12 protein-coding genes and 1 other RNA gene are annotated in these 15014 nt (G+C 38.7%); 9 read left to right on the forward strand and 4 right to left on the reverse strand.

Annotation, left to right across the window (positions count from 1 at the left end; translation table 11 throughout):
• Positions 1 to 6 precede the first annotated feature (6 nt).
• Positions 7 to 504 (forward strand): hypothetical protein, encoded by a 498-nt coding sequence (locus INP93_RS08485; RefSeq protein WP_197544665.1) that lies wholly within the window; start codon positions 7 to 9, stop codon positions 502 to 504.
• Between the two features lie 109 nt (positions 505 to 613).
• Positions 614 to 1681 carry a DNA polymerase IV gene (gene dinB, locus INP93_RS08490; protein ID WP_070635239.1) on the forward strand — a complete coding sequence of 356 codons (1068 nt, stop codon included), beginning with the start codon at positions 614 to 616 and terminating at the stop codon, positions 1679 to 1681.
• Between the two features lie 86 nt (positions 1682 to 1767).
• Here dinB and rnpB read toward each other — a convergent pair.
• An RNA gene (gene rnpB, locus INP93_RS08495) (RNase P RNA component class A) lies at positions 1768 to 2144 on the reverse strand.
• A gap of 124 nt (positions 2145 to 2268) precedes the next feature.
• Here rnpB and INP93_RS08500 point away from each other — a divergent pair.
• Positions 2269 to 3204: a KpsF/GutQ family sugar isomerase gene (locus tag INP93_RS08500; RefSeq protein WP_070592279.1), complete on the forward strand. Its 936-nt coding sequence runs from the start codon at positions 2269 to 2271 to the stop codon at positions 3202 to 3204.
• Entirely contained in the window at positions 3204 to 3749 is a 546-nt protein-coding gene (locus INP93_RS08505; protein WP_070592280.1) for a KdsC family phosphatase, read from the forward strand. Before INP93_RS08500 ends, INP93_RS08505 begins: the two co-directional genes overlap by 1 nt.
• A gap of 71 nt (positions 3750 to 3820) precedes the next feature.
• Here the strand turns inward: INP93_RS08505 and INP93_RS08510 are convergent, their stop codons facing one another.
• Both INP93_RS08510 and INP93_RS08515 read right to left on the reverse strand, forming a co-directional pair.
• Positions 3821 to 6478, reverse strand: coding sequence for a PqiB family protein (locus INP93_RS08510; RefSeq protein WP_197544666.1), 2658 nt, complete (start codon positions 6476 to 6478; stop codon positions 3821 to 3823).
• Entirely contained in the window at positions 6462 to 7715 is a 1254-nt protein-coding gene (locus INP93_RS08515) for a paraquat-inducible protein A (protein WP_197544667.1), read from the reverse strand. The genes INP93_RS08510 and INP93_RS08515 overlap by 17 nt, the downstream gene beginning before the upstream one ends.
• Before the next feature lie 168 nt (positions 7716 to 7883).
• Here INP93_RS08515 and proQ point away from each other — a divergent pair, with 168 nt between their 5' ends.
• The 5 genes from proQ to INP93_RS08540 all read left to right on the forward strand — a co-directional run bounded on the left by proQ (position 7884) and on the right by INP93_RS08540 (position 13508).
• Positions 7884 to 8531 carry an RNA chaperone ProQ gene (proQ, locus tag INP93_RS08520; RefSeq protein ID WP_049372655.1) on the forward strand — a complete coding sequence of 216 codons (648 nt, stop codon included), beginning with the start codon at positions 7884 to 7886 and terminating at the stop codon, positions 8529 to 8531.
• A gap of 28 nt (positions 8532 to 8559) precedes the next feature.
• Positions 8560 to 10629 carry a carboxy terminal-processing peptidase gene (prc, locus tag INP93_RS08525; protein ID WP_197544668.1) on the forward strand — a complete coding sequence of 690 codons (2070 nt, stop codon included), beginning with the start codon at positions 8560 to 8562 and terminating at the stop codon, positions 10627 to 10629.
• Between the two features lie 79 nt (positions 10630 to 10708).
• Positions 10709 to 12178, forward strand: a complete 1470-nt coding sequence (locus INP93_RS08530; RefSeq protein WP_197545335.1) for a L,D-transpeptidase family protein — start codon at positions 10709 to 10711, stop codon at positions 12176 to 12178.
• A 75-nt stretch (positions 12179 to 12253) separates the two neighbouring features.
• Complete coding sequence (gene mepK, locus INP93_RS08535; protein ID WP_049367438.1) at positions 12254 to 12814, forward strand: peptidoglycan L,D-endopeptidase MepK; 561 nt, start codon at positions 12254 to 12256, stop codon at positions 12812 to 12814.
• 64 nt (positions 12815 to 12878) lie between these two features.
• Complete coding sequence (locus tag INP93_RS08540; RefSeq protein WP_197544669.1) at positions 12879 to 13508, forward strand: MBL fold metallo-hydrolase; 630 nt, start codon at positions 12879 to 12881, stop codon at positions 13506 to 13508.
• Positions 13509 to 13673: 165 nt separating this feature from the next.
• Here the strand turns inward: INP93_RS08540 and pepT are convergent, their stop codons facing one another.
• Entirely contained in the window at positions 13674 to 14909 is a 1236-nt protein-coding gene (gene pepT, locus INP93_RS08545) for a peptidase T (RefSeq protein WP_197544670.1), read from the reverse strand.
• Between the last annotated feature and the right edge of the window lie 105 nt (positions 14910 to 15014).

Raw genomic sequence — 15014 nt, forward strand, 5'->3', positions numbered from 1 at the left:
CGAATAATGAAAACATTAAAATCTCTGACCGCACTTTCATTAGGTGCATTATGTTTAGCATTTAACACACAAGTTATTGCAAAAGAAGCAACACCCGCAAAAGCAACACAAACCCAACAACAAGCGGTAAAAGCGAATGATAACATCGACAAATACCTTGCCATCAATATTGGTAATCGTGAAATGGTGGTTGATGAAAATGGCCAAGCATTAAGTGCATTCAAACATGAAATCACTAACATTGGTCAAAAACCAATCAAAAATATTCAATGGGTGGGCGTATATGTGAATAACCGTAAAGTTATTTACAGCCAAGATATGCAAATCAATTTAGAAACCCCATTACAACCGGGCAAATCCATCAATATTAATTTACAAATTCCGTTTGTTCAATTGGCTGAAGACGCACGCAAAGTCTTTATGAACCAACAAGAAAAAATTGATGTTTATCCTATTGAACGCGTTATCCTGTTTGGTGATAAAACCGTTCTCTCAGATCGTTAATTCTCTTCTCTAGCCCACGTAATGTGGGCTCTTTAATTACTGTATGGTTGAACAGTTATTTTCTTTTCGATATACTAAAAACACGCCTAATTTTGACCGCACTTATAGCATGAACTCCACCCGAAAAATTATTCACATTGATATGGATTGCTTTTATGCCTCTGTTGAAATCCGTGAAAATCCAACGCTACAGGGCAAACCTGTCGCAGTGGGTGGTAGTTCTCGACAACGTGGTGTGCTCACTACCTGTAATTACGAGGCTCGAAAATTTGGGCTACACAGTGCGATGCCTACGGCACAAGCCATCAAAAAATGCCCTAATCTGATTTTAGTGCCAGTTAATATGCCGCTTTATAAACAGGTATCCGCACAAATTCATCAGATCTTTCAACGCTATACTTCTATCATTGAGCCACTTTCATTAGATGAAGCTTATTTGGATGTCACGGATTGTACACAATGTTCAGGATCTGCCACTTGGATCGCACAAGAAATTCGCCAAGCGATTTTTGATGAATTAAAACTGACCGCCTCAGCTGGCGTTGCCCCCCTTAAATTTCTCGCCAAAATTGCTTCCGATATGAATAAACCGAACGGACAATTTGTGATTCAACCTCATGAAGTTGAACAATTTGTAAAAACACTGCCATTAAAAAAAATCCCTGGCGTAGGCAAAGTCACTTCTGAACGTTTATTAAAAATGGGATTAGAAACTTGCGAAGATGTACAAAAACTCGACCAATCTATTTTGTTAAATATCTTCGGTAAAATGGGCAAGCGAATTTGGGATTTTAGCCATGGCATTGATGATCGTGAAATTCAAGCGCATCGGGAGAGAAAATCTATCGGCGTAGAACGCACTTTATCCGAAAATATTCGTCATCTCGAACAAGGCATAGCATTGCTAGATAATCTCTATACCGAGCTTATTCGTCGCATTGAACGAAGTGCACCGAATATCCCTTTAACTGCTTTTCGCAAAATTGGGGTGAAATTAAAGTTTGAAGATTTTCAGGTGACGACCTTAGAAAAAACTGGCTTGCCTTTATCACTAAAAAGCTTTCAACAATTACTGGAACAAATTTGGCAACGTAGCCACGGAAAATCCATTCGTCTCGTTGGATTACACGTGAATTTACCGGAAGAAAGCCATTTAGAACAAATGAGCTTGTGGTAAAACACAAAAGGAAATGACCGCACTTTTATTCATTCCATCCCGAGTAGGATAATGAAAAAACAAAAGTGCGGTCATTTTTTATGAATTTGTTGAGTTGGTCGATAAGCCGAGTTCTGTCGTGGACAATCATTCCTCTAGGCGACAAATTACTCTGCCGCTCAAGCAACCTACCCGAACTCTGGACGGGCCACCCATTGAGTTCCTATTTGGTCTTGCTACGAGTGGAGTTTACCTTGCTGCACGTTGTTACCAACGGCACGGTGTGCTCTTACCACACCCTTTCACCCTTACCGTTTTCACGGCGGTCTGCTCTCTGTTGCACTGGTCGTCGGCTCACGCCGCCCGGACGTTATCCGGCACTCTGCCCTTTGTAGCTCGGACTTTCCTCTCGTTTACTTGTCCCACTAGGTCGTGCGAACACGGTTAAGGGCTTCAATAAACCAGCGATTGTCTAACCAACTCGCGGCGTAGTATAGGGGGAATTCAAAGAGCGGTCAAATTTTCATTCTTATTTTTAATAACTTCCGTTAGAATAGCCCTGCAAAACACGGTTATTTTCAACCGCACTTTTATCATAAGGATTTCCTATGAATTATTTACAAATCGCACGAGAAACGCTTTCTGTTGAAAGCCAAGCGCTCACACAACTAAGCCAACGCTTGGATGATGAGTTTTCTCAAGTTGTGGATCTTATCCTTGCTTGCGAAGGTCGTTTGGTCATCGGTGGTATTGGTAAATCGGGGCTAATTGGCAAAAAAATGGTGGCGACTTTTGCTTCTACAGGAACACCAAGTTTCTTCCTTCACCCAACCGAGGCATTTCATGGCGATTTAGGTATGTTAAAACCCATCGACATCGTGATGCTGATTTCTTATAGCGGTGAAACCGATGATGTAAATAAACTCATTCCAAGTTTGAAAAACTTCGGCAATAAAATTATTGCTTTAACCAGCAATAAAAACTCTACGCTTGCTCGCCATGCGGATTATGTTTTAGATATCACCGTAGAACGCGAAGTCTGTCCAAATAACCTCGCACCAACCACTTCTGCGTTAGTGACTTTAGCCTTAGGCGATGCCCTTGCGGTTTCATTGATTACTGCTCGCCATTTCCAACCGGCTGATTTTGCGAAATTCCATCCAGGTGGTAGCCTTGGTCGTCGTTTGTTATGCAAAGTGAAAGATCAAATGCAAACTCGCCTGCCAATTACCACACCAGAGACCAGCTTCACTGATTGTTTAAGCATTATGAATGAAGGTCGTATGGGCGTGGCATTAGTGATGGAAAACCAACAACTTAAAGGCATTATTACCGATGGTGATGTGCGCCGAGCATTAACGGCTAATGGTGCAGATACCCTTAACAAGACTGCGAAAGAACTGATGACCTCGTCACCGAAAACGATTCATGAGAACGAATTCTTAGCGAAAGCAGAAGACTTGATGAAAGAGAAGAAAATTCACTCACTTGTTGTGGTCAATGATGAAAATAATGTTGTGGGTTTAGTGGAGTTCTCAAGCTAATGATTAACGAAAAATTAAAGAAAATTAAATTGGTCATCACCGATGTCGATGGCGTATTAACTGATGGTCTACTCCATTACGATGCGAATGGTGAAGCGATTAAGAGTTTCCACGTTCGTGATGGTCTTGGTGTCAAAATGTTGATGGATGCAGGTATTCAAGTCGCCGTATTATCGGGCAGAGATTCTGCGATTCTACGTAAGCGAATTAGTGATCTCGGAATTAAATTGTTCTTTTTAGGCAAGCTTGAGAAAGAAAGTGCTTGTTTGGAACTCATGAAACAAGCAGGAGTTACAGCAGAGCAAACAGCCTATATTGGTGATGACAGCGTCGATCTCCCTGCTTTTGCAACCTGTGGCCTTTCTTTTGCTGTGGCAGACTCTGCGCCTTATGTGCAAAATGCTGTGGATTATATACTTTCACTTGGCGGCGGGAAGGGTGCATTCCGTGAAATGTCCGATATGATTTTACATGCTCAGGGCAAAGATGAAGTCTATACTTCAGCCAAAGGCTTTTTAAAATCAGTCAAAAATATGGGGCAATAGCACTATTCAAAATACCTAAAAAAATAACCGCACTTTGATTATTCAAAAGTGCGGTTATTTCTTTTTATGTTTTATTGATTTGCCGGTAAAGCACCCGAATTCCAAGTTGGTGCTTCAGCTGGTTTCTTCACTTGCAACATAAAACGCTGATTTGCCGTTGCTTGCGGTTGAACGATCGTACCCGATGGAGTCGAGAACGAAATGCCCCCTTTCAACAATTGCTGTACGCTACCGGTATTAAATTCTGCGCCTTTCCAACCAAGGTTGAAATCATAACCTGATGAAACCCAGAACTCTGAATTTTTACGTACCAAATGTTGATACTTCGGTGTAATCGCAATATGTACCAATACACGATCACCTAAAGAATTCAATTCAAACTTACGAACGGTTCCCACTTCAACACCGCGATAAAGTACTGGAGATCCTTCCGTTAAATTCATCGCATCACTGGTTTCCAAAATAAATGGCACGCCATTGCTGTATTTATTTCGCGGTTGTGCGGTTTGCGCTAAATTAAACTGTGTTTTTGATGGGCCTTTGCCTAACTCAATATCAATATAAGGCTGTAAAAGACTATCTAGGTTTTCAATTCCACCGGCTGAGATTTGTGGAGAAATCACTTTAAATACCGTACCTTCTTTTGCAATCATGCCCATATAGCTTGGATTAATTAATGCTTTCGCTGTGATACGATTTGTTTTTTGATCAAGGGAAATCTGCTCAACCTCACCAACATTCATACCAAGATAACGCAAGCTCATTCCTTTACTTAAAGCCGTTGCATCATCTGTGAGTAACGTAATTACTTGTCCCGCTGATTTGGCTCTTAGTTCACTTGGATAAAGTGTTTTATTTTTGCCTGAACCCGTATTATCAAAGCTAATCGCACCTTTTAATGAACGAGCAACCGGTGATGCCTGGATACTAATGCCTTTCGGAGTAATATCAATTTGTGCCGCACTTTCAACCCAGAACACACTTTTATCTGTAAGAAGATCTTGATAAGCCGGATAAATATACACATCAATATCAAAGTTATTGGCTTTTGGTCTTACGTTAATAATTTTACCCACTTCAAACTGACGATAAAGCACGACAGAACCTTTGCTAATACTAGGCAAATTAGTGGAATGTAGCACAATACTTGGATTCACTAAGTTGCCCGTTACGCCTGTTTCTGCACTGCTAATATCCTTATAAAGTGGATAGGTAGAATGCGGTGCGCCACTTCCTTTTTTCGCTAATACACGCACGCCACCTTGCAACCATTTTGATGGTGTCGCCGATTCAAAACGTAAGCCATCAATACCCAAACTCACATCAAAATTAGAGGCAGCGACAAACTGGGTGTTTTCATGAATAAGATTGCGATACTCTGATGCAATCGCCACTTCAAATTTGACACCATCAACATTTAAGTTCTGCTTCACAATTTGACCGATAGCAATATTATTATAAAACACGGATTGCCCTTCCGCGATACCATAAGTCTCTGGCGCCGTTAAGGTCAAAACCAAGGTATTTGGTGCTTTGAGCAATAACTCATTTTCTCGAATGACTTCGAATTGCGTTTTACTTTCTCCACTTCCTGGAATAATTTCGAAATAATCACCACGAAAGAATTTCTGTGGATTAGCAATATCGCCCAAATCTAACTTGCGACTTTTCAACACAATATGTGTATTAGTTTTTAAGAGATTAGCCTGGCTTGGCTCAATTAATAATGTCCCTTGTAAAATATCTTCATTGTTTTCGACGGTTCTTAAAGAAGAAAGCAAACCAACTTGCTCATCACCATAATAAACTGAAGTTTGCCCTGCTTGTAAGCCTGCTGAAACAGGTAGAGTCACTTCAACTTCAATCCCGCGTTTAGCTGCTTGTAAATTAGAATAAAGGATATAATTGCTGTTAGTCACCGCTTGAGGGCTATCTGATGGCGAGTCGAATGATACGGCACCTTGCACCACCGCATTTAAACTTTCCACCGACACATTCATACCGGATGAATTAATATTGGCGTTAATACCGCTAATATTCCAGAAACGTGAATCTTTCTTCACAAAATGCGCAAAGGCCTTATCAATTACGACATCAATTTCAACTTTATTGTCTTTATTGAATCGATAATCATAAATTTTCCCGACTGGCATTTTTTTGAAATACACAGAAGCACCGATCGAAATTGAACCTAAATCATCTGAAATTAAATGAATTAACAAATCCCCTGGATTGACTTGCGCAATAGGACCTTGCTCTTCCGCAATAAATTCATCTTCAGAGTCACCATCACCTGGCTGGAGCGTAATATAATTTCCTGAAACCAAAGAGTCTAAGCCTGAAATCCCCGCAAGAGACACACTCGGCTGAACAAGCCAGAACTTGGTGTTCTCTTTTAACACTTCTGTTGCTTCAGAATAAATATTTGCCTCAACTTTCACTTTTTGCATATTGTCGGTAAAGTTCACTTTCTTCACGACACCAATTTGCAACCCTTGATAGCGAATAGGGGTTTTATCTGCAACGAGTCCTGCACCATTAGAGAATGTTATCGTAATGGTCTTTCCTCGTTCTTGTACAATTTGGAAAAATAAAATGGCACCAATACATAATGCAATAAAAGGCAATAACCAAAACGGTGAGATGCGTTTATTCTTACGTAATAACGCTGCCACATTATTAGATTGCTCATCAATAGATTGAGATTCTAGTTTATTGTTTTCTGTCATAAATTTTCCAAATTAATCGACTATCAAACTGAGAAGTTGAAATCATAGTTAAAAACACTGCTGCACCGAAATAAAATGCCGCAGGGCCTACAGTAAAATTAATAATCTGTCCGCGTGTTACTAGAGACATCATCAAGGCTAGCACAAAAAGATCCAGCATTGACCAACGTCCTACAAAGTGAACGATATGTAATAGCCGCATTTGCCATTTAATTGAATGTCGCCATTTAAAATGCACGCTGGCCAATAAATACAACATAATGAGGATTTTGCTGACTGGCACAAAAATACTGGCGAAGAATACCACGAAAGCCACAAAATAGCTGCCCATGCTTATAAATGAGATCACCCCCGACATCAAGGTGTCTTGTGACAAATTTCCTGTTAAATAAACGCCGGATATTGGCAGTAAATTTGCGGGGAAAAGCATAATAATCCCGGCCACTAATGTCGCCCAAACACGTTGTAATTTTACACTCTCTGGTATTTCAATAAGCGACGCACAACGTGGGCAAATGGCTCGATGACGGTGATCGTATTGTTGATCTTCTTTTAAAAAAGTGTAATCGCAAGCGGTACAAAGCTCTAACGGTTTATCACTTTTGGTAACCGGTTTCTGATCGGGATAAAAATCATGCCATAAATCATCTAAATTAATTTTAATGAATAATAAAGTGGTTAAAAGTGCAGTAAAAACAAAAGCAATTAAATACACATCCACTTCTAATGTGGCATATTCGCGCACTTTAAACATGGTGACAGCCAGTGCAACTAAATAGACGTCGAACATCACCCAAGGCTTAATATAACCCACAAATAATAAGACATTACGAGGCTTAATTTTGAGTAATTTAGAAATCTGCAACATAATGACTAAAATTGCAAAAGAGACAGGCATTAAAACAGCACAGATGAAAATCATAAATGCAGTATAGGAATATCCCTCTACTGCCATTTTCCAAATCCCTTTCCAAACAGAAGCATCAATTTTGGTACCTAGTAAATCTAAGCTCAATAAAGGATAGCCTAAAGCAAATGGCATTAAAATTAAGATAGAAAGGGCGATTAATGAACAACGTTTAAGTGACCAACGACTTCCCGATTGCAATTTATGATGGCAACGCGGACATTGTGCGTATTCCCCTTCTTGAGGACGACAAACAAACACCGTTGCATCGCATCCTATGCAACGCACTAGTTTATAAGTAGCATGAGTAAAATCAGGTGTTTTTGTCATTGTTTCATCAAAAATTTAAAAAGTGAACTATTTTAGCCTTAATTAAGGGGATTTGTGAAGTTATACATCTGTACTAGAAACGGAATTATTCCGCCCAACCATTGTCAATCCTTATAAAAGTGCGGTAAACTGTGCAAGTTTTTATTTTTATCCTAGGAAAACGCAGAAATGACAGATTCTCAAGTTGAAGCCCAAGCTGAAAATAATGCTGAAGGCGTTCAAAAATTAACTGATACAAAAGCGATTATTGCATATCTTGTGGAAAAATTCCCGCTTTGCTTTATTGCAGAAGGTGAAGCAAAACCATTAAAAATTGGTCTTTTCCAAGATCTTGCTGAAGCATTAAAAGATGATGAACGTGTCAGTAAAACTCAATTACGTCAGGCTTTACGTCAATACACTTCTAACTGGCGCTATTTACACGGCTGCCGTGAAGGTGCTGAACGTGTGGATTTATACGGCAACCCTGCTGGTGTATTAGACGCTGAACACGTTTCTCATGCGGCGCAACAATTAGCAGAAGCAAAAGCTAAATTTGCAGAAAAACGTAAAGCAGAATTAGCAGCGAAAAAAGCACAACAAAAACGACCTGCTCGTAAACCGAATTCAAATCAAGCCCCTCGCAAACCAAAAGCACCACAAGTGAAACTAAGTGCGGTTGATTTCACAACACTTTCTGCGGGTAGCAAAGTGAAAGTGAAAGTGGCTGAACAAGCGAAAAATGCGACCGTATTAAATGTGGAAAAAGATGGCGCACGCGTAGAACTTGAAAATGGTTTAGTGATGACTGTCACCGCAGATCGTTTATTTGCCTAATAATTTATTTCTTATCGGGAAAGGTTAAATGAAATTACATACAACCAAAAGTCTTATTGCGACAGCAATTTTAGGTGCGTTATTTCTTCATTCGTCTGACACATTTGCTGTACAGCCGAAATTAAAGCAAAGTGATATTACGATTCCTTCGGCAACTGATGCCAATCAGTTAGCAACTAAGCGTGCAACGACACGTTTAACTCAATCACATTATCGTAAATTCCAGCTTGATGACGCCTTTTCCGAAAAGATTTTTGATCGTTATATTAAAAGTTTAGATTACAGCCATAACACCTTTTTAAAATCAGATATTGATGATTTACGTGCTAAATATGGCTCAAAATTAGATGACCAACTTAATGAGGGTGATCTTTCAGCCGCATTTGCTATTTACGATCTGATGATGAAACGTCGTTATGAGCGTTATGCTTATGCTCTATCTCTATTAGATAAAGAACCAGATTTAAAAGGTAATGATCAAATTGAGATCGATCGTGAAAAAGCCGCTTTCCCAGCAACGGAAGAAGAAGCGAATAAGCTTTGGGAAGAACGCGTCAAAAATGATGTAATCAGCCTGAAATTAAAAGATAAAAAATGGCCTGAAATTAAAGAAAAGCTCACTAAACGTTACAATTTAGCGATTCGTCGATTAACTCAAACCAAAGCGGATGATATTGTTCAAATTTATATTAATGCTTTTGCTCGAGAAATCGACCCGCATACAAGCTACCTTGCGCCACGTACTGCAAAAAGCTTTAATGAAAGCATGAACCTTTCTTTAGAAGGGATTGGTGCAACATTACAATCTGAAGATGACGAAACCAGTATTAAATCCTTAGTACCAGGTGCGCCGGCTGAACGCAGTAAGAAATTACAAGCGGGCGATAAAATCATTGGTGTGGGCCAAGAAAAAGGCGAAATCGAAGATATTATCGGCTGGCGTTTAGAAGATATCGTTGACAAAATTAAAGGTAAAAAAGGAACAAAAGTTCGTCTTGAAATTGAACCTGCAAAAGGTGGGAAAAGCCGTATTGTCACTTTAGTTCGCGATAAAGTCCGTATTGAAGACCAAGCAGCAAAACTTACAGTTTCTAAAGTAGATGGTGAAACTGTTGGTGTCATTAAAATTCCAAGTTTCTATATTGGCTTAACTGATGATGTGAAAAAATTATTAGTAGATGCTGAGAAGAAAAAAATTGGCGCTTTAATTGTGGATCTTCGTGAGAATGGCGGCGGTGCATTAACAGAAGCCGTGTCATTAAGCGGTTTATTCATCACTGATGGTCCTGTGGTACAAGTACGAGATGCGTATCAACGTATTCGTGTACACGAAGATGATGACAATGCTCAGCAATATAAAGGACCATTGTTGGTAATGATTAATCGTTTCAGTGCATCTGCCTCTGAAATTTTTGCTGCGGCAATGCAAGATTACAATCGTGGTATCATTATTGGGCAAAATACCTTTGGTAAAGGTACCGTACAACAAAGTCGTTCATTAAACTTTGTTTATGATTTAGACCAAACACCACTTGGTGTGTTGCAATATACTATCCAAAAATTCTATCGAATTAATGGTGGTTCAACCCAATTAAAAGGTGTTGCTGCAGATATTAATTTCCCTGAAATTATTGATGCCAAAGAAATTGGTGAAGAAAAAGAAGATAATGCATTACCTTGGGATAAAATTCCACCGGCGACTTATTCTGAAACCAATAAAGCACGTAAAGATGTTGAAGCATTAAATGAAAAACATCTAGAGCGTATTGCAAAAGATCCTGAATTTATTGCTTTAAATGAAGATCTTAAAATCCGTGATGAACGTCGTGAGCGCAAATTCTTATCATTGAATTTCCAAGAACGCAAAGCGGAAAATGATAAAGATGATGCGAGACGTTTAAAAGATCTCAATGATCGTTTTAAACGTGAAGGCAAAAAAGCATTAAAAGACATTGATGATTTGCCAAAAGACTATGAAGCACCTGATTTCTTCTTAAAAGAAGCGGAAAAAATGGCAGCTGATTTAGTTAAACTTAATGCGAATCAACAAAAAGTGGATGCTGAAATAAAACAAGAAGCGGCAAAAGCAACAAAATAACGATTATTTTGACCGCACTTTAGCAGATGAAAAAACTGAAGTGCGGTTATTTTTTATGAATATTTTTAAAGGTACAGCAATGTTAAAAGGAACAATGAAATTAAGCGCATTAGTCTTATCATTATCAATGATGACGTCAGGTTGTGCATTAGCTGAATGGGCCAAAACAGTTGGACAGACTCAACAAGCCGAAAATAAAGGCGTTGATATGTCTAAATTAAGTCCAGAAGAGCGAGCAAAACTTGAAGCTGAAATCAAAGAAGATCAAGCTCGTCTTGCCACTGAAAAGCAAGCGATGCTAGAGATGTCATTAACGCATGAAATTGGTGAGCAAAATCTACAGTTCAAACCAATTTTGGCTAAATTATATGCCGATAATAAATATGACCTAATGTGGAAAGACAAGGCGGCTGAGAAACAATTCCTACGTGAATATGCAGCCATGGTGGCATCAGGCATTTCTAAACGTTCAGCTCAATCGTTAGTCAATTTACATAACGCTGAAAAAACGGGTGGACTCACCTATGATGTATTATTAAGTGATGCTTTCCTTGATTACTTGTATTACAGCAAGAACGTAAATCAACAAGCACAACGTTGGTTATACGCAACGAATGCTTATAAACCAGAATTACCAAATCAAGAAATTATTGACCAATGGCAAAGTGCGGTTAAAAACAATGCTGTTTCTGGTTTTATAAACGGATTATCTAACCATAATCGTTTATACCGTGAAACCGTACAAGCACTTCCATCGATGATTTCAGCTTCAGGTATTTCTGCAATGGGTAAAAAACTTGCTCTTAATGCACAACGTTTACGCGTTATTCCGGATTTTGAAAATGGAATCTTTGTTAATATTCCAAGCTATCAATTGAAATATTATCGTGATGGTAAAGTTCTTCTAGAATCACGCGTTATCGTGGGGAAAAATGAACGTCGTACACCGGTGATGTACAGCCGTTTGAGTAATGTAGTTGTTAATCCACCTTGGAATGCCCCAACACGTTTAATCAATGAAGATATTTTACCGAAATTAAAACGTGACCCTGGCTATGCGGCGGCACACAACTACTCTATTTTGGATAGTAAAGGTAACACTATCGATCCTTACTCTATTAATTGGAGTAGTATTGGGGATAAATTCCCGTACCGTATCCGTCAAGCAGCTGGCGACAGTGCATTAGGTAACTATAAATTTAATATGCCAAGCTCTGATGCGATTTATCTTCACGATACACCAAATCATAGCTTATTCAGCAAAAAAGACCGTGCATTAAGCTCAGGTTGTGTGCGTGTAGAAAAATCCGATCAACTTGCCTCTATTCTGTTACAAGAAGCTGGTTGGTCAGAAGATAAAAAACGTAACGTTTTAGAAAGTAAGAAAACAACTTCTGCAAACATTCGTACAAATGATCCGGTATTCTTATATTATGTGACTGCATGGGTTGAAAACGGCCAAACACAAGTTTTACCGGATATTTATAAATACGACGATGCCGCGACGTTTAATGGGATCGACTGGGCAGTTGTAAAAAAATATCTTTAAACAATGTTCGCGCTAGAACTTTTTAAAGAAAAAATTGTCTAGGGTGAGAGATGGGTAATAAAAGAGACTAAAAAAATGGGTAACATTGACAAAAATCGTCGTAAATGGCTTTCATTAGGCGGCATCGTTTTGGGCGCCAGCATGATGCCGAGTACGGTGTTAGCGATGGTCTCTACTCCTAAACCTCGCATTCTTAGCTTCTATAATGTCAACACCAATGAACGATTAAGCGGTGAGTTCTCAGCAACAACTGGATTTAATCGTTCATTACTTGGTAAACTTGATTACTTCATGAGAGATCGCCGTACAGACCAAGTACGCCGAATGGATCCAAATCTCTTCATGAAGTTTTATCATTTACAAAGTAATTTAGGTTTACGCACTGCGCAAATTGATGTGATTTGTGGCTATCGTAGTGCAGCGACAAATGCCATGCGTCGTAGACAAAGTCGAGACGTAGCAAGCAACAGCTATCATATTAAAGGTCAAGCGATTGATTTTAAAATCCCTGGTGTACCTTTAGCAAGATTACGCCAAGCGGCTGAAAATCTTGATAGCGGTGGTGTAGGATATTATCCGTATAGTAATTTTATTCACGTGGATACTGGCCCTGTAAGAACATGGCGTGGTGCATAAAAAACAGTTTAATTTTAGACCGCACTTTAGTGCGGTTTTTTGTTATCAACGATAAGGAAAAAAGATGAATATTGAAATTATTCCAGTTACAGCCTTTCAGCAAAATTGCTCTCTTATTTGGGATGATGAAAAAAATGCGGCAATTATCGATCCTGGTGGTAATGCGGAAAAGCTTATTCAACGCATTGAGGAATTAGAATTAAACCTAAAAGCAGTCTTATTGACGCATGGTCATCTTGATCATGTAGGTGCGGCAGAAGCGATTCGCGATCATTTTAACATTGAAATTTGGGGCTCACAGGAAGAAGATCGTTTCCTTTTTGAAAGTCTACCACAACAAGCTCAGCAGTTTGGTTTACCTTATATTTCTGCGTTTACACCTGATCGCTGGTTTAATCAAGAAGGCGAAAAAATTCAAATTGGTACATTTACCTTTGAAATTCTTCATCTTCCTGGTCATACACCTGGCCACATTGGTTTTATTGAACATGAAAAAAATATTGCTTTTACTGGCGATGTCCTTTTCCAAAACAGTATTGGTCGTACAGACTTCCCTCGTGGGGATTTCGACACCTTGATCTCATCAATCAAGAATAAATTATTTACATTAAATGATGATATGGTTGTCATTGCGGGACATGGTCCTTACACAACCATTGGACAAGAAAAACGAAACAATCCGTTTTTGAAGTAAAGATCTAAATTTAGGGTAAAAAAAAGCTCCTAATTTCTTAGGAGCACCAAAAAGGAATTTATGAATAAAATCTCTAAAGTTTAGCTTTATCAAAGGAATCTCGATAAAACGCTAACGATTATATTGACATATTCTGACAAATGCAAGCTTTTTCTTTACACTAATTTACAAATCTTTACAGTTTGCTATTTTTATAACCACTTCGACGGCTTTTTCCATCCCTTCAAGGGTCACTAATTCATGTTTGCTATGGAAATTATAGCCACCAGTAAAGATATTTGGACAAGCTAATCCTTTTTCTGCTAAAAATGCCCCATCGGTTCCACCCCGTATTGGTTTGTGATTTGGTGTAATACCACAAGCTTTCATTGCTGCATCAGCAAGTTTAATCGCCTGTGGAACATTTTTGACTGTGTCATACATATTTTTATAACTGTCTTCAATAACACATTCCACAGGGTTTTTTAGGCTTTTCTCTCTATTAAATTTTTCTACAAGTTGATAAATAAACGCTTTACGTTGATCAAAATTAGCTTGGTCAAAATCTCGAATCAGATAATGTAATTCAACTTTCTCAATATCCCCTTTAAAATCATCTAAATGGAAAAAACCTTCTTTTCCTGATGTTTTTTCGGGAACATCATCTTTTGGAAAACTTTGTTGAAACTCACAAGCTAACGTAAGCGCATTCACTAATTTATTTTTCGCATACCCTGGATGAATCCCCCGGCCTTTAAAGGTGATTTTTGCCGTTGCCGCATTAAAATTCTCATACTCGAGCTCGCCCACTTCCCCACCATCAATGGTATATGCCCAATCACAAGGGAAATCGTCTAATGGAAAATAATGCATTCCTAAGCCAATTTCTTCGTCAGGCGTAAATGCCACTCGAATATTGCAATGTGGGATATTTTCCTGTTGTAAGACAGAAAGTGCGGTCATAATTTCTGCGATTCCAGCTTTATTATCCGCACCAAGTAAAGTAGTTCCATCTGTCACAATCAAGGTTTTACCAATAAGCTGATGTAAAAATGGATAATACACGGGACTAATAAACTCTTCCCCTAAACCTAATGCGATATCTCCCCCCCGATAGTTTTCGATCACTTCGGGTTGAACATTTTTACCGCTACATTGTGGTGAGGTATCTAAGTGGGAAATAAAACCTATGGTTTGTGTTAAATCAGGATGATTTGAGGGTAAATAAGCCGTGACGACGGCATGCTTAGTCACATTAACATCTTGTAAACCAAGTTCAATTAATTCTTGCTGCAAATGCAAAGCTAATTTCATTTGTCCTCGCGAACTGGGGGAATGTTTTGCAGACGATTTAGATTGCGTATCAAACGCGACATAAGTTAAAAATCGCTGCAATAATTCATTGTTATTATGTTCTTCCATTTTAAAATTCTCCTTTATATCGGCACTAGTCTAATCCCAAAATTCGTTACAGTTCTTGATATATAACAAGAAAGTGGAGAGTTATAAGATTTTCTGAAAAAAGTG

The organism is Haemophilus parainfluenzae (assembly GCF_014931415.1).
GTDB lineage: Bacteria > Pseudomonadota > Gammaproteobacteria > Enterobacterales > Pasteurellaceae > Haemophilus_D > Haemophilus_D parainfluenzae_AF.

Coding starts and splice junctions, on each gene's coding strand:
- INP93_RS08515 (WP_197544667.1), bottom strand. CDS start 7,715: ATGACAAAAACACCTGATTTTACTCATGCTACTTATAAACTAGTGCGT.
- INP93_RS08530 (WP_197545335.1), top strand. CDS start 10,709: ATGTTAAAAGGAACAATGAAATTAAGCGCATTAGTCTTATCATTATCA.
- INP93_RS08505 (WP_070592280.1), top strand. CDS start 3,204: ATGATTAACGAAAAATTAAAGAAAATTAAATTGGTCATCACCGATGTC.
- pepT (WP_197544670.1), bottom strand. CDS start 14,909: ATGGAAGAACATAATAACAATGAATTATTGCAGCGATTTTTAACTTAT.
- prc (WP_197544668.1), top strand. CDS start 8,560: ATGAAATTACATACAACCAAAAGTCTTATTGCGACAGCAATTTTAGGT.
- INP93_RS08510 (WP_197544666.1), bottom strand. CDS start 6,478: ATGACAGAAAACAATAAACTAGAATCTCAATCTATTGATGAGCAATCT.
- INP93_RS08540 (WP_197544669.1), top strand. CDS start 12,879: ATGAATATTGAAATTATTCCAGTTACAGCCTTTCAGCAAAATTGCTCT.
- proQ (WP_049372655.1), top strand. CDS start 7,884: ATGACAGATTCTCAAGTTGAAGCCCAAGCTGAAAATAATGCTGAAGGC.
- dinB (WP_070635239.1), top strand. CDS start 614: ATGAACTCCACCCGAAAAATTATTCACATTGATATGGATTGCTTTTAT.
- INP93_RS08485 (WP_197544665.1), top strand. CDS start 7: ATGAAAACATTAAAATCTCTGACCGCACTTTCATTAGGTGCATTATGT.
- INP93_RS08500 (WP_070592279.1), top strand. CDS start 2,269: ATGAATTATTTACAAATCGCACGAGAAACGCTTTCTGTTGAAAGCCAA.
- mepK (WP_049367438.1), top strand. CDS start 12,254: ATGGGTAACATTGACAAAAATCGTCGTAAATGGCTTTCATTAGGCGGC.